General features: G+C 60.3%; 20 protein-coding genes. 15 read left to right on the forward strand and 5 right to left on the reverse strand.

Translation table 11 applies throughout. The features are described 5' to 3' along the window. Window positions 1-8: 8 nt before the first annotated feature. Together V0U79_RS08240 and V0U79_RS08245 are read left to right on the forward strand one after the other, a co-directional pair. On the forward strand, window positions 9-845 hold the full coding sequence (locus tag V0U79_RS08240) for an alpha/beta hydrolase (protein ID WP_330199016.1): 837 nt from the start codon (window positions 9-11) through the stop codon (window positions 843-845). A gap of 18 nt (window positions 846-863) precedes the next feature. Next, window positions 864-3,077, forward strand: a complete 2,214-nt coding sequence (locus tag V0U79_RS08245) for a S9 family peptidase (protein WP_330199017.1) — start codon at window positions 864-866, stop codon at window positions 3,075-3,077. Between the two features lie 2 nt (window positions 3,078-3,079). Here the strand turns inward: V0U79_RS08245 and V0U79_RS08250 are convergent, their stop codons facing one another. Further along, window positions 3,080-3,844 (reverse strand): M48 family metallopeptidase, encoded by a 765-nt coding sequence (locus tag V0U79_RS08250; protein ID WP_330199018.1) that lies wholly within the window; start codon window positions 3,842-3,844, stop codon window positions 3,080-3,082. Window positions 3,845-3,881: 37 nt separating this feature from the next. Further along, window positions 3,882-4,358: a free L-methionine (R)-S-oxide reductase MsrC gene (gene msrC / locus V0U79_RS08255; protein ID WP_330199019.1), complete on the reverse strand. Its 477-nt coding sequence runs from the start codon at window positions 4,356-4,358 to the stop codon at window positions 3,882-3,884. 71 nt (window positions 4,359-4,429) lie between these two features. Between msrC and V0U79_RS08260 the strand changes: the two genes are divergently transcribed. Beyond that, on the forward strand, window positions 4,430-5,317 hold the full coding sequence (locus V0U79_RS08260) for an SIMPL domain-containing protein (protein ID WP_330199020.1): 888 nt from the start codon (window positions 4,430-4,432) through the stop codon (window positions 5,315-5,317). Here V0U79_RS08260 and V0U79_RS08265 read toward each other — a convergent pair. Then, entirely contained in the window at window positions 5,295-5,723 is a 429-nt protein-coding gene (locus tag V0U79_RS08265; protein ID WP_330199021.1) for a globin family protein, read from the reverse strand. The two genes, V0U79_RS08260 and V0U79_RS08265, sit on opposite strands and share 23 nt — an antisense overlap. A gap of 150 nt (window positions 5,724-5,873) precedes the next feature. Between V0U79_RS08265 and V0U79_RS08270 the strand changes: the two genes are divergently transcribed. From V0U79_RS08270 to V0U79_RS08305, 8 genes are all read left to right on the forward strand, one after another. Continuing rightward, window positions 5,874-6,791, forward strand: a complete 918-nt coding sequence (locus V0U79_RS08270) for an SDR family NAD(P)-dependent oxidoreductase (protein ID WP_330199022.1) — start codon at window positions 5,874-5,876, stop codon at window positions 6,789-6,791. Window positions 6,792-6,793: 2 nt separating this feature from the next. Continuing rightward, window positions 6,794-7,612 (forward strand): acyl-CoA thioesterase, encoded by an 819-nt coding sequence (locus V0U79_RS08275; protein WP_330199023.1) that lies wholly within the window; start codon window positions 6,794-6,796, stop codon window positions 7,610-7,612. A gap of 72 nt (window positions 7,613-7,684) precedes the next feature. Beyond that, window positions 7,685-8,887, forward strand: coding sequence for an acetyl-CoA C-acyltransferase (locus V0U79_RS08280; protein ID WP_330199024.1), 1,203 nt, complete (start codon window positions 7,685-7,687; stop codon window positions 8,885-8,887). A 14-nt stretch (window positions 8,888-8,901) separates the two neighbouring features. Next, window positions 8,902-10,611 carry a class I adenylate-forming enzyme family protein gene (locus V0U79_RS08285; protein WP_330199025.1) on the forward strand — a complete coding sequence of 570 codons (1,710 nt, stop codon included), beginning with the start codon at window positions 8,902-8,904 and terminating at the stop codon, window positions 10,609-10,611. 3 nt (window positions 10,612-10,614) lie between these two features. Continuing rightward, the gene (locus tag V0U79_RS08290; protein ID WP_330199026.1) at window positions 10,615-11,673 is read left to right on the forward strand and encodes an AI-2E family transporter; all 1,059 of its coding nucleotides are present in this window, start codon (window positions 10,615-10,617) and stop codon (window positions 11,671-11,673) included. Then, complete coding sequence (locus V0U79_RS08295) at window positions 11,670-12,623, forward strand: calcium/sodium antiporter (RefSeq protein WP_330199027.1); 954 nt, start codon at window positions 11,670-11,672, stop codon at window positions 12,621-12,623. The genes V0U79_RS08290 and V0U79_RS08295 overlap by 4 nt, the downstream gene beginning before the upstream one ends. A 13-nt stretch (window positions 12,624-12,636) precedes the next feature. Then, window positions 12,637-14,793 carry an acylase gene (locus tag V0U79_RS08300; RefSeq protein WP_330199028.1) on the forward strand — a complete coding sequence of 719 codons (2,157 nt, stop codon included), beginning with the start codon at window positions 12,637-12,639 and terminating at the stop codon, window positions 14,791-14,793. A gap of 190 nt (window positions 14,794-14,983) precedes the next feature. Continuing rightward, window positions 14,984-17,047, forward strand: a complete 2,064-nt coding sequence (locus tag V0U79_RS08305; RefSeq protein WP_330199029.1) for a hypothetical protein — start codon at window positions 14,984-14,986, stop codon at window positions 17,045-17,047. Here the strand turns inward: V0U79_RS08305 and V0U79_RS08310 are convergent, their stop codons facing one another. Continuing rightward, the gene (locus V0U79_RS08310) at window positions 17,048-18,415 is read right to left on the reverse strand and encodes a M28 family metallopeptidase (protein WP_330199030.1); all 1,368 of its coding nucleotides are present in this window, start codon (window positions 18,413-18,415) and stop codon (window positions 17,048-17,050) included. Window positions 18,416-18,545: 130 nt separating this feature from the next. Here V0U79_RS08310 and V0U79_RS08315 point away from each other — a divergent pair, with 130 nt between their 5' ends. The 4 genes from V0U79_RS08315 (at window position 18,546) to V0U79_RS08330 (ending at window position 22,996) form a co-directional block, all read left to right on the forward strand. Continuing rightward, a complete protein-coding gene (locus V0U79_RS08315; RefSeq protein ID WP_330199031.1) occupies window positions 18,546-19,979 on the forward strand; it encodes a M12 family metallo-peptidase in 1,434 nt (477 codons plus the stop codon). Between the two features lie 270 nt (window positions 19,980-20,249). Then, a complete protein-coding gene (locus V0U79_RS08320) occupies window positions 20,250-22,343 on the forward strand; it encodes a TonB-dependent receptor (protein WP_330199032.1) in 2,094 nt (697 codons plus the stop codon). Between the two features lie 122 nt (window positions 22,344-22,465). Continuing rightward, the gene (locus tag V0U79_RS08325; protein ID WP_330199033.1) at window positions 22,466-22,801 is read left to right on the forward strand and encodes an antibiotic biosynthesis monooxygenase family protein; all 336 of its coding nucleotides are present in this window, start codon (window positions 22,466-22,468) and stop codon (window positions 22,799-22,801) included. Then, the gene (locus tag V0U79_RS08330) at window positions 22,802-22,996 is read left to right on the forward strand and encodes a hypothetical protein (RefSeq protein WP_330199034.1); all 195 of its coding nucleotides are present in this window, start codon (window positions 22,802-22,804) and stop codon (window positions 22,994-22,996) included. A 24-nt stretch (window positions 22,997-23,020) separates the two neighbouring features. Here V0U79_RS08330 and V0U79_RS08335 read toward each other — a convergent pair whose 3' ends face one another. Next, window positions 23,021-23,635, reverse strand: a complete 615-nt coding sequence (locus V0U79_RS08335) for a hypothetical protein (RefSeq protein ID WP_330199035.1) — start codon at window positions 23,633-23,635, stop codon at window positions 23,021-23,023. Window positions 23,636-23,736: the final 101 nt, after the last annotated feature.

Here is a 23,736-nt window from a genome sequence, read left to right on the forward strand (position 1 = left end):
AGGTGTGAATGCAGGTACCGGTTCTGGCAGCGCTGATGGCGCTGACCGTCGGGACGGCGAGCGGAGCGCAGGTCACCGTCAATGACAGTGAAATCCTGCGCCCGCCGGTCGCGGCCAACGGCATTCAGTATGTGCTGAAGGTCCGCGTGCCGGAGGCTTGCCGTGAAGCCGCCTGCCCCATCGTCTATATGCTGGATGCTGAATATTCTTTCCCGCTGGCTTCGGTGATCTCCGAGCATTTGTCACAGCGTGGTCAATTGCCTGACCTGGTCCTGGTCGGGATCGGGTATGAGGACACGTCTCCTGTCGGCTACCGGATGAACCGGTCTCGCGATTATACGCCTGCTTTCGTGCCCGAAGGTGGCTATGGACCTCGCTTCCAGGCCAATTCCGGCGGTGCACCGGATTTTCTCGAAGCCATCGAGAATACAATTATTCCCTTTATCGAGGGTCAGATCGGAACCGACTCGGACGCGCGCGGGCTGGTCGGACATTCCTATGGCGGATTGTTTGCCAGCTGGGTGTTGCAGGAGCGGCCCGCCCTGTTTACCAACTACCTGATCGTTTCCCCCAGCCTCTGGTATGATGACCAGCGTTTCCTGACGTCCATGCAGGAGGCTCCGCCGGATAGCGATGCCGCCCAGAATGTCTACCTGGCAGTCGGAGAATACGAAGAACAGCCTGAAAATGGCCGATCAATGGTCACCGACCTTATCGCATTTGGGAACGCCATCGAGGCGTGGGACAATCCCAATGCCGATTACCTGGTCAGGGTTTTCGAGAATGAAACCCATGCCAGTATTTTTCCGACCGCGCTGTCCAGCGGGCTGCGCGCGCTCTACTGATCAAAACGGAAAACAAGAATGCCACAAGCTCTTCTCCTTGCAGCAAGCGCCCTGCTCATTCAGGACGCTGAACCGGCCGAGCTGACCCTTGAACGTCTGTATGCCAGCCCAAGCCTCAATGGTCCGGTCGCAACCGCCACACGGTTTTCACCTGATGGCGGATTGATCACCTTCCTGCAGGGCAAGGAAGAGGATGCGAACGTACGCGACCTCTGGGCGATCGATGTCGAGGGTGGCGATCCCTTCCTGCTGGTCGACAGCCGCGTGCTGGCCCCCGAAGAGCGGGAGCTGACCGAGGCGGAAATCCAGCTGCGGGAGCGTGCTCGTATCACTGGCTCCGGCATTGTGACCTATGATTGGGACGCGCGTGGCGATGCCCTGCTCTTTCCGCTCGATGGTGACGTTTTCTATTATGAGCTGGAAAGCGGCGACGCCCAGCGCCTGATGGAAACCGAAGCGGCCGAAACCGATGCCCGTATCTCGCCCGCTGGCCGGTATGTCGGATACGTGCGGGATCAAAACCTCTTCGTACACGACCTCCGGACCGGCGAAACGTCGGCTATCACCAGTGACGGCGGCGGAACGCTGACCTATGCCACGGCTGAATTCGTGGCACAGGAGGAAATGCGCCGGTCGACCGGCTACTGGTTTTCGCGCGATGATCGCTATGTGGCTTTCACCGAGGTGGACGAAAGTCCCATCCCCGTTAGCTACCGCGTAGACATATCAGGTGATGGGGCCAGCATTGTGGAGCAGCGCTACCCCTATGCCGGCGAGGCCAATGTCGGGATCCGCCTGTTCATTGAGGAGATCGAAACCGGCGAACGCGTCGAAGCAAATCTCGGTGAAAACGCGGATATCTACCTCGCACGCGCGAATTGGGGGCCGGACGGACGGCTGTACATCCAAAGACAGAACCGGGCCCAGACACAGCTTGATCTGATTGCCTTTGATCCGGAAACCGGCGAGGGCGACATCGTTCTCACAGAGACTGATCCGGCCTGGGTCAATCTTACAAATGACCTGGCCTTCCTGGAGGATGGCAGCTTTCTCTGGACATCCGAACGTACCGGCTTCCGGCATATCTATCATTATGCTGCCGATGGGACCGCGCTGGGTCAGCTGACCTCCGGAGACTGGCAGATCAACGCCATCGAGGGCGTGAACCGGGATGCCGGCCTTGTCTTTTTCTCAGGCTGGATGACGGATCCGCGTCAACGACACCTCTACTCCGTTTCCTATATCCAGCCGGACGCGGAACCGGTTCGGATTACCAGCGGGGACGGCTGGTGGTCGGGCATCTCCATGGGCGCAGGCGCGCAAACTTTTATCGCCAGCTATTCCGACCCCGATACACCCACGAATACGGCGCTATATGATGCGTCGGGCGAGCGGTTGCGCTGGATAGAGGAAAATGCGCTGGAAGCCGGACATCCCTACTTCCCCTATCTGGAAAACCATGCCGTTCCGGCGCAAGGCAGCATCCTCGCGGAAGATGGCACCGAACTGCTCTATGACATGTACCTGCCGCCGAACTTTGATCCCTCGCAGGCCTATCCGGTGATTATCAATGTCTATGGCGGCCCCGGCGTCGGACGCCGTACGCGGATGATCTGGAGTGGCGCGACAAACCAGTACATCGCCCAGCAGGGCTATATCTATTTCATGCTGGACAATCGCGGATCGCCGGATCGGGGTCATGCGTTCGAGACGGCCCTTCATCGCTCCATGGGCGGCGTCGAAGTGGCCGACCAGCTGGCGGGCCTGGCCTATCTTAGGAGCCTCGATTTCGTTGACCCTGACCGGATCGGCATCTGGGGCTGGTCATATGGGGGTTACATGACGCTGATGACCACACTTCAGGCGCCGGGCGAGTTCGCTGCGGGCGTTGCCGGAGCCCCGGTAACAGACTGGGCGCTCTATGACACGCATTATACCGAGCGCTATATGGGCACGCCGCAGAACAATCCTGACGGCTATGAGCAATCCTCTGTCTTCGCCCACCTGGACGGCTGGGAAACCCCGCTACTGATCATGCATGGCATGGCCGATGACAATGTTGTCTTCGAGAACACCACCCGGCTGATCAACGAGCTGCAGGGCAATGACCTGCCATTCGAGCTGATGACCTATCCGGGTCAGCGCCACGGTATTCGTGGCGAAATGCGCAGCCGGCACCGCTTACGGACGATGATGGAATTCTTTGACCGGCACTTGCAGCCCGCCGACTAGCATCAAAAGGGTACGAAGTCCGGCGCGGTCTCGTTCAGGCGTTTACGCCGCGCCTTCCAGTCCGGCATCAATTGTTCAACCACCGCCCAGTACCGCGGTGAGTGGTCCTGTACGACCAGATGCGCCGCCTCGTGGGCACAGACATAGTCGATAAGGGCGGGATCAGCACCGATCAGACGCCAGTTCAAACGGATCACGCCCTTTGAATCGCAACTGCCCCAGCGCCGTTTCTGGTCCCGGATCACAACTTTCGAAACCGGGCGGTTCAATTGCCCGGCATAATGCAGAACGCGGTCAGGAAATACGGTTTCGGCCTGTCGGCGATACCAGCGTTCGAGCGCTTTGCGGATCGTGCCGATCTTCATCTCACCGTCCAGATGCCGGTCAATCTCGATACGGATCCGCTCTGGCTCTAGATCGACCCGGCTGCGGGCCCGTGTCGGATGCGCGATCACATCCAGCCGCAAAGACTGACCCAGATAAGGGAAGAGCTCACCGGTTTCGAACTGCCGGACTTTCGGCTTTGACCGATCCGCCCATTTGTCGAGCACGCGGGCAATCCAGTCAGCCCGGTCCCGCAAGACGCTTTCGATCCGCTTCTGACCGGTCTTCGCTGGCACCCGGACCTGAAGGCCTCTTTCGTCAATCTGGAGAGCAATTGTCTTCCGCCGCGCAGACCGCACGATGCGATAGCTGATTTCGCGGCCGTGCAGGACGATCACGCCCGCGTCCACAGGGCTGGCTTTATCCGTGCGACCGAAGATCATCTCCGCAGACCTCTGCCGTACTGATGGCAGAGCCGGTTCAGTCTGTCAGAAGAATGGCGCAAATCGCCTCCAGCCCCTGTTGATCAACAGCATCGAACGCGTCCGGGCTCTCGCTATCGATATCCAGAACAGCGACCAGTCGACCGCTGGCATCCATGACCGGCACGACGATTTCGGAATTGGTGCGGCTATCGCACGCGATATGGCCCGGAAAGGCGTGAACGTCGGCAACCAGCTGGGTTTCAAGCGTTGCCGCAGCAGCGCCGCAAACGCCTTTGCCGAAGGGTATCCGCAGACACCCCATCGTGCCCTGATAAGGACCGACAACGAGCTCGTCGGGCTTGTTCGGGTCAACCTCATAGAAACCGGTCCAGAAAAATCTCGGTCCAAACGCCCCGGCGAGCAGACAGGACGCTGTCGCAAAACGCGCCGTGCGGCTGGTTTCACCGGCTACGACTGCCGCGATCTCCTTGCGGAGTTCTTCATAGCGGGCGCTTTTTTCTGAGCGGTCCATCGAAATGCCTTTTGTGAACATCGTTAATCGCGTGTATCGTGACTGTGGGGATGGAATTCAAGGGGTGTATCATGCGTTATCTGGGCGTAATCGCTGTTGGCGTCGGTGCGTTTGCGCTGGCCGCCTGTGAACCCATGTCCGGCCAACCTGTTCCGGTCTGGGCCAGAGGTCCCGTTATCGAGGCGCAAGGCAGAGCCTTTGTCGAGGTGCCTGCCAACCGGGCCCGATTCCAGGTCAGCTTCGAAGGCCGGGCGGAGACCAGCCCCGAGGCGTCTCAACAAGCCGTGACCCGCGCCAATCTGGCGGCCGAAGCCGTTCGGCTGGCGACCAGTGGCCAGGTGCGTATCACGTCCAACCTCGCAGTCCGGCCTTATTATGAGCAAGTCATCGAGCGTTATGGTGAAAATGGCGAGAGGCTGGTTGAAAACCGGCATCCGGATGCGCTGCTTGGTTATGTCGCCACTGTGCAAATGAATGTGATCGTGCTGGACCCGGAGCAGACCAGCCGCGCCCGAGGCGCCGCACTGGCGGCCGGCCCCGTCAATTCCGGTAGCGTGCTGTTTTTCCTGGAACCGACAGCCGAGGACCAGAGACTGGCTTTTGCCGCAGCGGTGAATGACGCTGCGGAACGCGCACAGATCGTGGCCGATGCGGCCGGCTCACGCCTTGGCGAGATTGTGACCCTTCAGGAAGGCCAGGGGCCGTGTCTGGGGTCGCCATCCACAGAAACAGGCTTTGACGATTATGCGCGTTATGCGGCTGCTCCCCCGCCGCCGCCCGCTCCACCACCACCTCCTCCTCCGCCACCACCGCCCGGTAGCGGTATGACGGCCGAGCAATTGCTGTCAGAGCTGGACCGCTATGCACTTGCCGCAGATCGTGAACCACAGCGAGTGACGGCGAATGTGTGTGCGGTGTTCAGTGTCGAGGAAGCGCCTAGGCGGCCTGACGCCAATTAGATCCGTAGGCGGCTTCACGCATCACATCGGCCAGCAGTTTGTAGGCCGAGACCCATGCGGCGCGAACCTCTGGCGTGAAGTCATCGCCGAGCCCTTTGGCGAGCGTCCGCAAAAGCGCATTGCCCACAAGCGTGTAGTGACGCGCTTTCACGCCGTAGCTCACATGCTTCCGGCCAAGGTCCTGTGCCGGGCCGACAACTTTATCCGGCGCGTGAAGGTTCTGGATAACAAAGGCGAGGGTCGCAAGAAGCTTCTTGCCCTGCTCGCGCATCGGGCCTTTGAACATGGGCCTCAGCGACGGATCGATCTCGAATAATTCCCTGTAGAAGATGACGGCCACCTGCTCGCCAAGACCTGCAGCCTTGCGGAAGCTTGATTGAACAAGCCTTACCACCGACGCTTCCATCGCTGTTTCATTCCCGACAATTTGCCGAAGGAAGACCGATTCCGGTTAACAAGGTCTTCGCCTCCAACTGCGTCCGGTTTCCATTGCGGGCTGGTGATTGCCACCAACAACGCTAGTTTTTTCGCGAAACCGGACCGGGAGGGCTCTGAGATGATCCGCTTTGACGGCCGTACGGCCATTATTACCGGCGCAGGCAACGGGCTGGGCAAAAGCCACGCCATGCTGCTGGCTGAGCGCGGCGCAAATATTGTGGTGAATGACCTTGGCGGTTCGGTCGACGGGTCGGGATCTTCGCTGTCCGCAGCCGAGACGGTGGTCAGGGAAATCACCGAAAAGGGCGGTAAGGCTATGGCGCATGGCGCCAATGTCACGAAGGCCGATGAGGTCGCCGATATGGTCGATCAGGCGATCAAAACCTTTGGCGCGGTCGACATACTCGTGAACAATGCCGGTATTTTGCGGGACAAATCCTTCGCCAAGATGGAACTCGCCGATTTCGAGCTGGTGCTCAACGTTCATCTGATGGGATCGGTTACCTGTACCAAGGCGGTCTGGGATCACATGAAGGAGCGCAATTACGGGCGCATCGCCATGACCAGCTCATCCTCCGGGATTTACGGCAATTTCGGTCAGTCGAATTATGGCGCCGCCAAGATGGGCCTCGTCGGCCTGATGAATGTCCTCAATATCGAGGGAAAGAAGAATGATATCCGCGTCAATACGCTTTCACCCACGGCTGCCACGCGCATGACGGAAGGCCTGCTTCCGCCCGCTGCGCTGGAACTGATGACGGTGGAAAGCGTGTCCGCAGGCCTTGCCTATCTGGTGAGTGAGGACGCCCCTGACCGGACCATTCTTTGCGCCGGTGCCGGTGGGTTTGCGGCCACGCGTATCTACGAAACGCCGGGCATTTATCTTCCGCCAGAACAGCAGACGCCCGAAGGGGTCGCCGAGAATTTCGAACGCATTCTCGATCCGACGGGCCAGGACATGTACACGGACGGTTCCAGCCAGACCATCAAGTTCATCTCGGCAGCCGCCAAGCATTTCGGCATCTCGCTCGGTTGATCATGGCGCACAGTTTCAACGAAGCTCTTGCGCTGGCGGTCGAGGAAAAGGCCGACATGCGCGCCCGTTTTTCGGGGCTCACACCGAAAGCCTATCAGAACATGATCGGTCCGTTTGGCGGCGTGAGCGCTGCCATGCTGGCGCAGGGTCTGAAGCAGTCCGCCCGGGATGATCTCGATCTGGTCTCGATCACCACCGATTTCATGACCGGCATGAAGGAAGGACCTTACAGCCTGTCCTCGATCTGCCACCGCGCCGGCCGTTCTACCCAGTTCTGGGCAGCGAATATCCAGCAGGAGGGCGCGTCCAGTCCGGCCCTGCGGGCCACGGCCATTTTTGGCGAACGCAGGGAAACCGTCGAATGGGTTGAAGGCGAAATGCCCGAAGCGCCAGCGCCGGAGGATTGCCAGGGCTTCAAACCGCCCCGCCCCTGGGCCGAACACATCTCTATCCGGCCCTGCCTGAACACCGACATCTTCAACGCGACCTCTACCCGCAATGCGTTATGGGTAAAGTTCACCGAGCCGAGACCGCTGGACGATATCGGACTGGTCTGCCTCGCCGACACGCCAACGCCCCGCGTTTTCTTCGTGGTTCATGATTTTACCGTTCTCTCGACCATATCGATGACGGTCTATCTGCACGCCTCGAAGGACGATCTGGCGGAAGCCGGGTCTGACTGGGTGATGCTGGACGCGAATGCCGGGCGCGGCGGTGGCGGTTTCTATGACCAGCATGCGCGCATCTGGTCGCGCTCGGGGAAATTGCTGGCCACCACCCAGCAAATGGTCTGGTACAAGGCCCCGCCAACGGCAAGTTGACGTCAACGTCAGACTGGACAATCCCACAGTTTCGATCAGCATGCCCGGCAAAGACAATCCGGGGAGTTCACCATGCGCGAAGCAGTCATCGTTTCCACCGCCCGTACGCCGATTGGCAAGGCCTATCGCGGCGCGTTCAACAATACCCAGGCCCAGGCCCTGGGCGGTCATGCCATCAAGCATGCTGTTGAGCGCTCGGGTATTGATCCGGCGGAAATCGACGATGTGGTCATGGGCGCGGCCATGCAGCAGGGTTCGACCTTCCAGAACACGGCTCGCCAGTGCCTGATCCGTGCCGGCCTTCCAACCAGCGTCGCCGGGCAGACGATGGACCGCCAATGCGCTTCGGGCATGATGGCCATCGCCACGGCCGCCAAGCAGATCATTTCCGATGGCATGCAGATCACGGTCGGCGGTGGCCTGGAATCGATCTCGCTGGTCCAGAACGAGCACATGAATCTGCACCGGGCCTTTGATCCCTGGATCAATGAGCACATGCCCTCGCTCTACATGTCCATGCTGGAAACCGCAGAGATCGTGGCTGACCGCTACAATGTCTCACGGGATGTACAGGATGAATACGCCCTGCAAAGCCAGCAGCGGACTGCCGCCGCACAGGAAGCCGGCAAGTTCGACGACGAGATCGTGCCCATGGCAACCCAGATGGGCGTATTCAACAAGGAAACCAAGGAAATCACCATCCAGGACGTGACCCTGGACAAGGATGAAGGCAACCGTCCGTCTACCACGCTGGAAGGTCTGCAATCCCTTCAGCCAGTGCAGGCCAACGGCCAGGTCGTCAAGGAAGGCAAATACATTACCGCCGGCAATGCGTCCCAGCTGTCGGATGGGGCTTCTGCTTCCGTCCTAATGGAAGCCAGGGAAGCGGAAAAGCGCGGCCTTCAGCCGCTGGGCATTTATCGCGGCATTGCCGTTGCCGGTCTGGATCCGGATGAAATGGGCATCGGTCCGATCCATGCAGTTCCGAAACTGCTCAAGGCCAACGGGCTCAAAATGGACGATATCGGCCTTTGGGAACTGAATGAGGCGTTTGCTGTTCAGGTCCTCTATTGCCGCGACAAGCTGGGCATTCCGAACGAGAACCTCAACGTCAATGGTGGCGCGATCTCGATCGGCCACCCCTATGGCATGTCGGGCGCCCGCATGGTCGGACACGCCCTGATCGAGGGTAAGCGCCGCGGCGCCAAATATGTCGTCTGCACGATGTGCGTTGGCGGCGGCATGGGTGCGGCCGGCCTGTTTGAAGTGGCTTAGGGAGAGCCCGCGACATGCGTGAACGCCTGCCTGCCCCGACCCGCGACGAGATCACCGAAGCCGGCCTCAAACTGATGGCGGAGAACCCTTTCTTCGCCGTTGGCGAAGCCGAAATCCGTGGTGCCACCTACCGCGTCTTCCAGAATGCGCCGAACAATACGGATGGCCTTCTTTTCATGTGCGACATGCACGGGGACGCCACCGCTGTGGTCTCCGGCGATGTACGCTGGTCATTTGCCGATCTGGCCCGGGAATCGCGCGCCATCGCGTCCGGTCTGGTGAAGCTGGGCGTGAAGAAAGGCGATCTCGTTGCGACCGCCACGCGCAACACACCGGAATGGATGGCGACCTATCTCGGCGCAACCCAGATCGGCGCCGTCGTGGTTCCGCTTAACGGCTGGTGGACACCGCATGAAATGGCTTTCGCTTTGAATGATTGCAAAGCGAAATACATCCTAGTTGATGCGGAACAGGCACCGAAATTCCTGCCTCTGAAGGACGAGCTGGGCCTGACGCTGATTTCCGGCACGGGAGAGTTCGAGGGACAGGACCATAGCTGGGCCTCGGTCCGTGACAGCGGTGCCGGCATTGCGCCGCCAACCGAAGTTGTCGGTCCGGAAGACCTGATGACGATCATGTACACGTCCGGTTCCACCGGTGATCCGAAAGGTGTGATGTTGACCCACCGGGCAACCTGGTCTTGCCTTCTGTCTTTCGGCTTCGTGATGTCGGCCGCGAAGGAAACCGCCAAGGGCGCTGCCATGGCGGAAGCGGCGGGCGAACTGGGCATCCTTGTATCCGTGCCGCTCTTCCATGTGACGGGCACCCACCCCGTCTTCATGATGTCGCTGATCATCGGCCGGAAAATGGTGCTGATGCGGTCCTGGAAACCGGCCGAGGCCGTGCGATTGATTCAGGAAGAGAAAATCACCAATTTCGTGGGCGTTCCGACCATGTCGCACGAGTTGATGCTGGCTGCGCAGGAAATGGGTGTAACCCTGGACACGCTGACCGATCTTTCGGCTGGCGGCGCCAAGCGTCCTGCGGCGCACGTCAAACGGCTCGCAGACAGTTTCAGGGGCGCCTATTCCTCAACCGGTTATGGCCTTTCCGAGACCGCCGCCCTTGGCACCTATAATGGCCTTAACGACTATCAGACAAAGCCCGGATCCTGCGGCCGTGCCGTGCCGCCGGTCACCGATGTCCGCATTGTCTCCCCGGACGGCAAGGACATGCCGCCGAATGAACCGGGAGAGGTCTGGATCAAGACACCCGGCGTGTTCGCCGGGTATCTGAACCTGCCAGAGGAAACCGCCAAGGCGATGGCTCCGGATGGCTGGTTCCGCACCGGCGATGTCGGCACCATGGATGAAGACGGCTTTGTTACCATTGTCGACCGGATCAAGGACATGATTGTCCGCGGCGGCGAGAATGTTGCCTGCCTCGAAGTCGAGGCGGCGCTGGTGAAGCATCCGCGTATTCTTGAAGCCGCCGTGTTTGCCGTGCCGGATGCGAGGCTGGGTGAAGCGGTCGGCGCGGCGATCTACACCAAGCCCGGCATTGATATCACGCTGGATGAGCTTAATGATTTCCTGGAAGGCGATCTCGCGACCTTCAAACGGCCCGAACATCTCTGGCATTTCAACGAGCCCCTGCCCCGCGTCGGCACCGAAAAGGTGGACAAGCCCGGCTTGCGCAAGCAGCTGCTCGGGTCTAACGCCTAGGGAATGAAACTTACCCTTGATGCCCGCTTCGCCTTTGTCGCGCTTCTTGTGCTGGCGCTGGCATGGGCGCTGCGGGCGGCCGGTGACGTTCTTCTGCCCTTCCTGCTGGCCGGGTTTTTGGCGGTCATTCTTGAACCGCTGACCCGGCGCATGTGCAAGATGGGAGCGCCTCGATTTGTGGCGGCGCTGATCTCCACGCTGATTGCTGTTCTGATTATCGCCGGCCCGATCGTTGCCATCATGCCGATCGTGATCATCGAGGGACGGGACCTGATCGCCCGCCTGCCCGCGCTGATCGACAATTTACTGGCCGGGGCACACACGCTGGCCGGCGGCATGGGTCTCGAACTGCCCGAGATCTCCCTGCAAACCTTCACCGGTGACACCAATCCCGTTCAGGCCATTGGCAGCCGTGTCGCGCGATCCGTGTCCGGTGCCATCTCCGGCGTATTGCTGACGTTTCTGACGCCCGTTGCGTTGTTCTTTTTCCTGAAGGACTGGCCCGGCATTTCCAAAACGCTCGGTGATCTGCCACCGCGCCGTTATTCCGACGAGCTGCGCCGGTTTGGCCGTGAGACCAATATCCAGCTGTCGCGCTATGTTCGCGGTCAGAGCCTGGTGATTATCGTCCAGGCCATCTATCACGCCGCCGCTCTGGCGGCGGTCGGCCTCAACTATTCAGTGGCCATCGGGATTCTGACGGGGTTATCGGCGATCATTCCGGTGGTCGGCAATCTGGTTATGTTCTCGCTCGCCATGCTGGTCGCGATCAGCCAGTACGACAGTATCTGGCCGATCCTGGCTGTCGTCGCCGTTTATGGCACAGCGCAAATCCTCGAGACTGTCTGGCTGGCGCCCAAACTGGTCGGCGGGCAGCTGAAGCTGCATCCGCTCTGGATCATGGCGGGCTTGCTGATCGGCGGCGCACTGTTCGGTTTCCTGGGGGCCCTACTCGCGCTTCCCATGGTCGCTGTAGGCAGCGTGGTTGCGAAACACGGCCTCGAAATCTGGCGCAATAGCGAATTCTACAAACAACCCGATCCGTCGAAGACAGCCAAATGATATCCGGGCTGATGATATTCGGTGGCCTGGCGCTGCTGGCCTTTGGCGGTGACGGGCTGGTGCGAGGCTCGGTCGGCATCGCCAACCGGCTGAAACTCTCACCCATGTTCGTGGGCCTGGTACTTGTCGGCTTCGGCACCTCGGCGCCGGAACTGGCGACCAGTGTACAGGCCCAGCTTTCCGGATCTCCGGATGTCGCCGTCGGCAATGTGGTGGGATCCAATACCGCCAATATTCTTCTGATCCTGGGGATCGGCGCCCTGATCCGGCCCATACTGGCCGTCCGTGAGGCGCTGCTGCGCGACGGGCTGGCATTGTCGCTGGTGACCGTAGCGGCGATCACCTTCCTGTTTCACTCTCCCTTGCCTGCGATCTGGGGCGCAGCGCTGATTGGCTTGCTGCTGGGCTATATCGGGCTCAGCTATGTTCTCGACCGGCGGCGCGGCGACCGGGCGGGAGCCCTGCATGAAGCCGAGGCGGCCAGCGCATCAGCACCCGAAAATATCGGACTGGCCATCCTGTTCTTTGCCGGTGGCCTTGTCGGCGTCCTGGTTGGCGCGCGTTTGCTCGTTACGGGAGCCATCGACATCGCCGGAGCCATGGGTGTTCCGGAGGCCATTATCGGACTGACGCTTGTCGCCATTGGCACCTCCCTGCCGGAACTGGCCGCCACGATCGCTGCGGCCCTGCGCCGTCAGGGAGATGTGGCCTTCGGCAATGTCATCGGCTCGAACATCTTTAATGCGGCCGGCATTCTCGGCGCTGCTGCCCTGGTTCGTCCGCTGGAAATCCCGGGGCGCATCCTCGGCGAGGATATCTGGATCATGCTGGCCGCCACGGCCATCCTGATCCTCTTTGCCTTCACCGGTCAGCGCGTGGACCGGCGCGAGGGCGCTCTGCTTCTGGCGCTCTATGCCGGCTATATCATCTGGCTATCGGCGTCGGCATGACGGGAGGAAGGTAATGGTCAGGCTGGTCCTATCGATTGTCGGCGGCTCTGTTCTGCTGGCACTGGTCATCATCGGTTTCATGGCCTGGACGCCAACGCCGCCGCGCCTTGATGAAGACGCGATCCGCACCGCCAGCGCCCGATACTCTGCCCGCATTATCCGAGACGATTATGGTGTCCCCCACATTTATGGTGAGACCGATTCCGATGTCGCCTTCGGACTGGCCTGGGCCCATGCCGAAGATGACTGGGAAACCATTGAACCCACGCTTCTGGCCGCCCGTGGGGTACTGGCACGCTATGACGGGCAGGATGCCGCGCCGACCGATTACATCGTGCAGCTGCTGCGGATCCAGGAAACGGTGGCGGCGCGCTATGAAAGCGATCTGGCCGAAGACACGCGTGCACTGCTGGAAGGCTATGCCGACGGGATGAATGCATGGGGGCTGGAAAATCCGGACAGGGTGCGGCCCGGTGTCTTACCAATCACCGGCCAGGATGTGGTCGCCGGTTTCGTCCTGCGCACGCCCTTCATGTACGGGCTGGACGAGGATCTGGGGGAATTGTTCGCCGAGGAGCGCCAGCGGACCATCTCCATCGGCGAGACGGAAACCGCCTGGCACTCGATTGATGGCCCCAATCCGGAGCTGGGATCAAATGCGATCGCTGTGGCGCCCTCTCGCAGCGCAGACGGGCATACACGGCTCATCGTCAATTCCCACCAGCCCTTCACCGGCCCGGTGGCCTGGTATGAAATACGCGTTCACAGCGAAGAAGGCTGGGATGCCGCCGGTGGCACCTTCCCCGGCGCGCCGCTGGTCTTGCATGGGCATAACCGCAATTTGGGCTGGGCCCATACCGTCAACAATCCCGACCTGGCCGATATCTATGTGCTGGAGATAAATCCGGACAATGACAATCAATACCGGCTGGACGGGGAATGGGTGGATTTCGAGACCGGCACTGCCGCGCTGCGGGTTCACCTGTTCGGACCGTTCTCATGGGTCTTCAATCGGGAGCTGGTCTGGTCTGCGCATGGTCCGGTCGTGCGGCGCCCGCATGGCACCTACGCGATCCGCTGGTCGGGTTTCGATGAAGTTCGCGGCGTTGAGCAATGGTATCGGATGAACCGGGCGGAGGATTTCGAGGCCTGGATGGACGCCATGAACATGCAGGCGATCACCAGCCTCAATACCATCTATGCCGATCGAGACGGTCATATCGCCTATCTCTACAATGCACGCATGCCGGTTCGTGCCGAGGGCTATGACTGGCGCCAATATCTGCCGGGTGACCGCTCCGAGCTGATCTGGTCCGAATACGAGCCGCTTGCCAATCTGCCGGTCGTGATCGACCCGCCCAGCGGTTATGTCGCCAATGCCAACAACACGCCCTTCCGCGCGACCTCGCCGGCAGATGACCTGAATAGCGCGGACTTTCCGTCCCGTTTCGGTATCGAGTGGGAAATGACCAACAGGGCCCAGCGCCTGCTTCCCCTACTGGAGGCCGACACCTCCATCACCGACGAGGAACTTCTCGAATACAAGTTTGATCTGGATTACGCAGCGGATTCTCCCGTGGCCCGACTGGTCGCAGAGCTGGTGGCCATGGATCTTGATGACGAGCCCTTGCTAATCGAGGCGCAGCGTGTCCTTGGCGAATGGGATTTTTCGACCAATGTCGATAACCGGTCGGCCGCGCTCGGTGTTCTGATCGCCATCAAATGCATCCAGAACCGGCATGATACCCATCCCTGGACCTGCGAGCCTGTCGAGGCGCTCCGCCGGTCTGCGCTGGACCTGATGGATCATTACGGACGCCTCGACCCGTCCTGGGGCGATGTGAACCGGCATGTGCGCGGCGCATTCGACAGCCCGGTCGATGGCGGACCCGACATCCTTCGCGCCATCTATTGCGGGTGTGACGAGCTGGACGAGGATGGCCATTTCATCGGCATGGCCGGCGATACCTACATCATGGCGGTGGAGTGGGACGAGACCGGCGCCGTTTACAGCCGGGCCATCCACCAGTTCGGTTCGGCTACGCTGGATGAGCGCTCGCCGCATTATGCCGACCAGGCGGGTGAATTCGTGGCCATGGAATTGCGGGAAATCCCGCTGGAAATGGACGCGCTGATGGCCGTCCAGGAGTCGGACATCACCATTCCCTGACGCCGCTGCGGATGTCCGATTAGTTCAATATTCCCGGGCACGCCGCCGCTAGATTCCTCTCATTGACCAAAGCAGAGCCGGTGTTACGGCTGGGCCGGCACGGCCGCTCACGATCTGTTGAGTTGTGTTGGCCGGCAATATCGCCAGTTTGGCCGGCGGGCTCTGTTCGAACAGATTTGAGGTAGGTTTCATGGACCGCCAGCGAGCAGCCCTGCGCCATGCGCTTTTGTCTTTTCTTGCCATTTTGGCCTTTGCGGGCCCGCCCTCGGCGATGGCCCAGTCCGCCGGGACTTGCGGCGGGCTGCCCTTCCGGCAGGAGCTGGATTTCTGGGTCGGCAGCTGGAATGTCTATTCAGACAGCGGTGCCTTCCTGGGACGGCAGGAGGTGAGCGAATGGGAGCAGGGTTGTTTCCTTGAAGCCGTCTGGACCGGCGTGGGCGGCGACACTGCCCAATCCATGAACACCTATGATCCAAACCTTTCAGGCTGGCGGCAGCTGTATATCAGCCCGACCGAGATCGCCGATCTGCGCGGATCTTTTTCAAACGGAACGATGACGCTCGCGGGAAATCTGTTCGTCCAGGACAGCCAGACCATAAGGCAACGCCGCTTGCGGATATCACAGGGTCAGAATGGCTCGATCGATTATGTGCTCGAGGAGCGCGATACGGCCACCGATCCCTGGACCGTTGTGCGGCAAATGAATGGTATCGCCGCAGCCAGCGATCCGCAGGCTCCGGCCGTGCCGGATGTGTCGGATTATCAGCCGGGTCAGGCGATATGCTGGAACTATCCCGAGCGCGATGATTTTGCCTTCTCGGCCGGCGACTGGAGTGTGGGAAATGCCAGCAACCGGCTTTCGGTACACCAGTCCGGCTGCCTGATCCGGGAACGCTGGTATGCGAATGCTTCGGATACCGGCGTCTCATACAATTTCTTCGATCCGTTCGTGAATGAATGGCGTCAGGTCTGGGTCAGCCCGACCCTGTTCATCGATATTACGGGTGGCGCCGTATCGGACGGCGGGCCCGTGCAACTGCTTGGCACAATCCATTATACGCGCACCGGATCGGTGCAGAATTATCGGGGCACCTGGACCGCGGTCAGCGAAACCGCAATGACGCAATTGCTGGAACAGCAGACCAATGGCGTCTGGAGCAATTGGTTCTACGGCAATTACATCCGCCGGAACACGACGGCGACGGCTTCAATCGGGTTCAGCGGGCTGGGTGCTGGCTCTGTGTCGAGCTCGCCATCAGGCATCAGCTGCTCCAATGCCGGCGGCGCCTGTTCATCCGGATTCCGCCTGGACCAGCCGGTCACCTTTGCAGGCACGGCCGGCTCAGGATCCACTTTCGCGGGCTGGAGCGACGGCCCGTGCTTTGGTCAGACAGGCGATTGTGTCTGGAATGTCGGCGAGGCCCGCGAGCTGGAAGCACGGTTCACGCTGGATTCCGTCCCAGACGGGCTGATCGTAGCAGCGGTATTGCCAGGCGCCCGATCCGGTTATGTCGGCGGACCCGACGTTACCGTTTTCACCTCGGTTGTGAGCCGGTACAGCACGCCGGCCCAGTCCTGCACCATTACCGCGCCGGAAGGCGCACCAGCCACATTGGGCTATCGGCGCGTTGACGCCACGAACTCGCCAATCGGCCCGGCAAACCCCGTTTTTGATCTGACGGCAGGCGGATCCGCAGCCTTTGTTCTGGCGCTGACGCCAACAGAAGCGACGCCAGCCCAGGGCATGAATTTCGCCCCGGTGATCACATGTGAAAATGCTGCTCTGACACCCTTGCCTGGCGTGAACACCTTCGCCCTGTCGATCGATACCGTGCCCGTGCCGGACATTCTTTCCATCGCTGTAACACCCAGTGCCGACGGGGTGATCCGGATTCCATCCAGCGGCGGTGCCAGCTTCATGAGCGCGGCGGCCCTGAATATCGGTGTGGGCGATGGATCTGCGGCAGACGGCGAAGCAACCATTACGGTTACTGCCGATGATGGTGGCGCCGGACTGCCGGTTTCCCTGTTCCTGTGCGAGACCGACGCCAGCAGCAACTGCCTGGCCCCTCCTGCATCCTCTGTCACGACGGTCTTCGGAACCGGCGCACACTTCTTCGCTGTCTTCGCCCGCGCCCAGGCCGGTTCCGGCATCGCCTTCGATCCGGCCAATGCGCGCGTTTATCTGCGCTTTACCGATGCGAACGGGGTCGTCCGGAGTGTTACCAGTGCAGCGATTACGGCGCCGGACTAGTTACTCCCCGAAACTGCCCATCGGACCGGGGAAGACGACCGGGCTCTCCGAACCGTCATGGGCAACTGACGCGACACCGAAGTAGAAATTGTCGATGACAACGTTTTCCAGCGTGTACTCGGTGACGTTGCCCACGAAGCGGGAATACTGCCATTGCGGCTGGTCGGTATAGCGCCAGTAAACGCGATAACCAGCGAGATTGCCGGCCAGATCCGGGTCGGGCGCCGACCAGCTGATCGTCGTATCCGGCGATACCGCACCTTCGGTCTCGACATTGGCCGGGAAAGGCGGCGCGCCAGCCATCAGCGCCAGAGCGGCGGCGTTCAGCGAAGTCAGCTTGGCAGCATAATCGAAGTCCACGAAATCAATCGTGTCGCCGTAATGCCGGCCATCTTCATTGCGCAAATCCTGATGCTGGCGGTCATAATGCTCATGCACCTCCATGATGCGCACGCCGGGAATGCCAACCTCATTGAACGGCCGGTGGTGTCCGCCACGCCGGAAGCGGTCGAGCCGGTAAACCAGCATTGTATCCAGATTGGGGATGTACTGATCCGCGGTCCGGTCGATGAAGCGGGCCAGATTGCGTGACGGGCTATCAACCTCACCGCCGCGGAAACGGCGCATGATGGCTTCTTCCGGCGTTTCCAGCGCACGGGTGCCTTCCGAGAATATCCGCGCCGTGGAATTATCGATGACCCCGTCAATCCCCGCGATATTGCCGATCATGTCATTGTTGAGCACCGCCTTGATCCGCCAGCCCTGCTCCAGCGCATGGGCGGCCACGATCTGGCCACCAAACAGGCCCTGCTCCTCACCGGACAGCGCTGCATAGATGATCGAGCCGGCAAACTCCCGCTGCGACAGAACGCGCGCCGCCTCGATCACGCCGGCAACGCCCGAAGCGTTATCGTTTGCTCCCGGGCTATCGGACGTGCCGTCCAGAGGATCGGTTACACGGCTGTCGATGTCGCCCGCCATCATCACATAACGGTCGGGGTCGAGCGTGCCGCGCTGGATTGCCAGAACGGAAACCACTTCGGTCGGTTCGGGAATACGGGTCTGACCGGAGATGGTGTCAGAGATATAGATGACTTCCAGGCAGCCGCCACAATCGGCCGAAATGCGCTCGAACTCGTCGAATATCCAGCGCCGGGCAGCGCCGATCCCACGGGTATCACTTTCGGTTTCCGACAGGGTGTGGCGGGTCCCGAAATCCACCAGGGTGCGAATGTCGGATTCAATACGATCCGCGGATACGTCCGCGACGATATCGTGAATGGCCAGAACCTCGGACGGCGGAGCGGTTTGTGCCATTGCCAGCGAGGGCAGAGCCAGACTCATGGCGGCGGGGATCAGGAAACGCATGGCAAATTCTCTTCGGCTGTTTGACGTAACTTTAGCCCGGTTGGCGGGCGTGGCGAGTCCGCTGTCATTTTCGTATGAGCCGGTTTGCTGTTAGGGTTCGCCCCAGACGCGAATTCGGGGAGAACACGTCATGAAGACATTCTGCGGACTTCTTCTTGCGACGGTTCTGGTGGCTTCCGCTCCAATGGCAGCCGCCCAGACGTCGCAAGCTTTCACCAATCTGCGCGAACAGGAACAGCTGTCACCACAGCTGAGACGCGATACGGCCGCCCTTTCGGCGCAACGCGGTGTCGGCAATGTCCGGGTCGCACAGGTCTCTGCTGCCGCTATCCGGGATGTACCGATCGGAGAAGAGCTCGAAATACGCGTGGCACCCGAGCTGTCACTCTCGGCGCGGGCGCTTGAGCTGGAGGCCGGCAGTGGAAGCCGTTCGATCTGGCGAGGTGAAATTGCCGGAACGCAAGGCGTACCGCCGGGCCTGGCGACATTCGTGATCAACGGTGACTCCGTCACAGGCTCTGTACGCACTCCCGACGGCCGGCTCTACCGGGTCCGCCCGCTGGGTAATGGTGAAACCGCCATTATCGAACTGGATTACGCGACGCTTCCGCGGGATCACCCGCCGATTGAAGACGGCGATAATGACGATGACGGCAGTGAGGGCGGCAGTGACGGTGGCGGCGGTGCACTAGAGCCCAACCGCCCGCAGATACAGCCCGGCCAACTCCGGCCATTGCGTCAACCTGCGCTGCGCAATCCCGAACAAATTCAGCGGCCACGCAATCCGCAGATCCAGCGCCAGATCGATCCCGAGCGCTTGCAGCTGGGTCAGCCTGCCCTGACCCGCCTGGAACTGCGCTATCGTGACTGGGCCAACATTATCGAGCAGATACAGGTTCCGACGATTGATGTCCTGGTTGCCTATACAGACGACGCGGAAGCGGCTGCCGGCGACATCGATGGCCTTATTGATCTCGCCATTGCCGAGACCAATGATTCCTTCCGGAATTCGGGAATCTGGGCTCGCGTGCGCCTCGTGGGCACGCTGAATGTCACCTATAACGAGCGCAATCGCGACTATTACACGATGCGGCGGCACCTCATAAATCGTGGCGATATCTATATGGCGCGCGTTCATACACGCCGGAACCGCACGAATGCCGATGTCGTCGCGCTGATCGTCGACCAGGATGATTATTGCGGCCTGGCCGGGGATATCGGCGCTGCCGAGGAAGATGCTTTCGTGCTGGTCCATTGGGACTGTGCGACCGGCTATTATAGCTTCGGTCATGAGATCGGGCATTTGCTGGGAGCCCGGCACGATCCCGACACGGACGACACGAATACGCCCTATGCCTTTGGCCATGGCTACCGGTATGAGCGTAATTCCGGCGGATGGCGGACGATCATGTCCTATAATTGTGCCAGCAATCGCTGCCCGTCGCGTCTGCAGTACTGGTCATCACCGATTACCCAGTACAATTCGATCACGATGGGCAATTCAGATCAGGACAATCATCGCGTCTGGAATCTGCGTGCCGACGATGTCGCGGCTTTCCGGTAGCCCGGTACAAGCTCCCCGCCCCTCGCACCCAGACTGACATCTTGTCCTGGCGGCAAACTTGAAAACCCATTCAGGCACGATTCCGGCCTGATAGTCCTGCTATTCATTTCGGCAGCGACTCGCCTTGCGGCACCCGCGATGCCGATGCGTGACGCCCTGCAGCAACAGTTTCTCAATAGCTGCGATTGATAATGCGAATTGTTCTTGATTGCATCGGCCGCCTTGTTACAGATGCAAATCATTATCAATTACGTATCGGGGTTGCGTCTCATGTTTTCGAAGTCTGTTCTTGCCGCGTCCACTTGCCTGCTCGCCGGTCTGTCCGCGCCAGTTTTCGCACAAGACGAGCAGGATACGGTAAGGGTTGTCGGCCGTTATCTGTCGCTGGACCAGATCAATGCCGTGCGGACCCCGACCCCGATCGTTGATGTGCCGCAAAGCCTGTCGCTGGTCTCGGAAGAGCAGATCGAAAACCAGGCCTTCACCAATATTGGCGATGTGCTGCGTTTCACGCCGGGCCTGTCGGTCAGCCAGGGCGAAGGCCACCGGGATGCCATCATCATTCGCGGCAACCAGACGACGGCAGACTTCTTTCTCAACGGCGTGCGTGATGACGTCCAGTATTTCCGCCCGCTCTACAATATCGAGCAGGTCGAGATCCTGCGTGGATCCAACGCGCTTTTGTTTGGCCGAGGCGGCGGTGGTGGTGTCATCAACCGTGTCGCCAAGGAGCCGGAGATCGGCGAACGCTTCTCCAGCGTCTCCGCCGGCGTGGATACATTTGGCGCCTATCTGATCAGCGCCGACACCAATATCGATATCGACGACCGCTCGGCCTTCCGCCTGAATGCGTTCGTTGAGGGGCTGAACAATCACCGCGATTTCTATGACGGCACCCGCTACGGGGTGAACCCGACCTTCGCGGTAGCACTGGACGGTCAGACGACGCTGAATTTGTCCTATGAATACCTGAACGATGACCGGGTCGTGGACCGGGGTGTTCCGTCTGTCACTGTAGCCAATGGACCGGATGTTCCGCTGGAAGGCTTCAGCGATACTTTCTTCGGCTCGCCGGACCAGAATTTCACGACGCTGGAGGCCCACATTTTCCGGGCGCGTCTCGACCGGACCTTCTCGACCAATTTGCGGGGTAATGTCACACTTCAGTACGCTGACTACGACAAGCTCTACCAGAATCTCTACGCCGCCGGCTTCGACCAGACGGTGACCCCGAACACCGTCACACTGGACGGTTATCGCGATCCGACCGCCCGTCAGAACCTGATCATCCAGGGCAATCTGATCGGTGAATACGAGATGGGTCCGTTCGGGCACACCTTCCTGATGGGCGTGGAATACGGTTCTCAGGACACAGCAAACATGCGCCTCGACAACTTCTTCCCGTCCACCAATGATGACCAGGCGGCCATCCCGTTCACCGATCCGCTGAACATTCCGGCCTTTGGCTTCACGACGCCGGCGCGGGATCGGGAGTCCGACGTTTCGTTCACCTCGCTCTATCTTCAGGACCAGATAGACATCACTGACACATTCAAGCTGATTGTCGGTGTCCGGTTTGACCGGTTCGATGTGTCGGTGCTGGACCGTGCAGCGGTTTCTCCCACCGATAATGGCCGGCGCGGGCGGGTCGATGAGGAATTCTCGCCGCGTTTCGGCTTCATCTACAAGCCGGCCGACAATGTCTCCTTCTATGCCAGCTATTCGGAGACCTTCCTGCCAAGCTCGGGCGACCAGTTCCTGACCCTGTCAACGACAACCGAGGACATCCGCCCGCAATCCTTCGAGAACCGCGAGATCGGTTTCAAGTGGGACATTACGCGGATGCTCAGCCTGACCGCGGCGCTATTCCGTCTGGAACGCGGCTTCTTCACCACGGTTGATCCCGACGATGCCTCCATCGTGACGACTGTGCCGGGTTCGACCATTGACGGCTTCGAAATCCAGCTGGTCGGCGACCTGACCGATGACTGGTTTGTCTCTGCCGGGTTCAGCCAGCTGGATGGTGAAGTGAATGGCGGCGGTAATGCCGGCAACCGCCCGCGCCAGACCCCGGAAACCATGATCTCGTTCTGGACCCAGTACCAGCTGACGGACCGTCTCTCGATCGGGGGCGGCGCCACGCATCAGGGCGAATTCTTCGTGCTGGAAGACAATTCGGTCCTCGTGCCGAGTTATACCCGGGTGGATGCGGCGGTTTTCTACGATCTCAGCGACGATACGCGCGTTCAGCTGAACATCGAGAATTTGCTGGACGAGGACTATTTCCCGGACGCGCACTCGAACGACAATATCTCGACCGGCGAACCGCTGAATGCGCGGCTGACGGTGCGGCATAGGTTCTGATCGCTTGAACGACCCTCACCTGGTTTTCTGACGAGAAACATTGGGGCCTCCCGGCAAAGTGAATTGCTTTTCGTGCGGTTTACAGGTCGGTTGTCCGAAGATCAGACCGCCGGAGACCGCATTTGCAACCGCATGGCGTCGTTACACCCGAGCCGCCCTATATTGCGGTCATCTTTACTTTCCGGCTGGATCGTAAGAATCTCGCCGAGTACGAGGCGCTCCTGAAAGAGATAAACGCCATCTCGGCAGACCAGGACGGTTTTCTGGGCGAGGAGGGACTGCGCCTCGAAGATGGCCGTGGCCTGACGATTTCCTACTGGCGCAATATGGAGGCAGTGGCGAGCTGGCAACGGCACGCCGCGCACATCCTGGCCAAGAAGGCCGGCCGGGAAAAATTCTATCTGTCCTACAGCTTGCGGATTTCCGAGGTGACGCGGGAAAGCGTATTCGAACGCTGAATGACGCCTGCCGGAGCCTCACAGCCCCGCCGCTCTGGCGCGGCGCAATACGATCTGATGATCGGCATGCTCGGCCGGATCCGCGCTGCGATGGATGCTCTCTACAAGGAAATCGGTTGCGACCTGGCGGACATGGCCGTCAAAGCGGACAGGGCCCTGAAAGATCGTCCGCTAATCGAGCGGATCCGAGATTAAAACCAGGCCTGATGACGAACGGCGTCACGCCGCTTCTGCGCAACCGAACGCCGGATCGAAGAAGGGCGCCATGATGCTGTCGCACCTGTCCTGTCCCGGTAATTGGCCATCCAGATAAATCAGAGCGGTATATCCCAGGCCGGCCGTGACATAGCTCAGGAACAGGACCAGCAAGCCAAACCTCAATCGCGTGCTTGATGCGAGGAGTGCCAGCCCCAGGATTGTCACAAAAACGGATGGCACGGCCCACCAGGGCAAACCCAGATCCAGACTGACACGAGCCTCGTCATTATGGTTGCCAGTCACAACGCTCATCGTCATGGCCATCAGGCGCTGATAGAAAGCGATAAAGACAAGGTCATAGCCAAAGGCGATCTTGCGGCTGACCGCCAGCCAGGCCCCCAACAGCCCCATCGTCAATGTGAAGAGCGGGCCACTGATGGAGATGACCGAGGTCTGCCAAGTGAAATCAGGCGGCAATCGCATGCCGACCCGGCCGAGCCCGAAGGCAAATGTGTCCACGCCCAGCGCCAATGCCGTCAGAAGGTGCGTCAGTTCATGCAGCACCATTGTCAGGAACAACACGGCGAACATCACCGCGTAAAAACTCACGCCAGGCTTTTTTGGCATATCGGCCATTCAGATTCCCCCGAAACCGGTCCCGTCCCGGACCGATAATATAGGTCTGCGGTTGATTGCCCAGAACCAAATTCCATGAAGTCGATTTGTCCGTGAACCCA

Origin of the sequence: Hyphobacterium lacteum, assembly GCF_036330345.1 — a bacterium.
Lineage (GTDB): Bacteria > Pseudomonadota > Alphaproteobacteria > Caulobacterales > Maricaulaceae > Hyphobacterium > Hyphobacterium lacteum.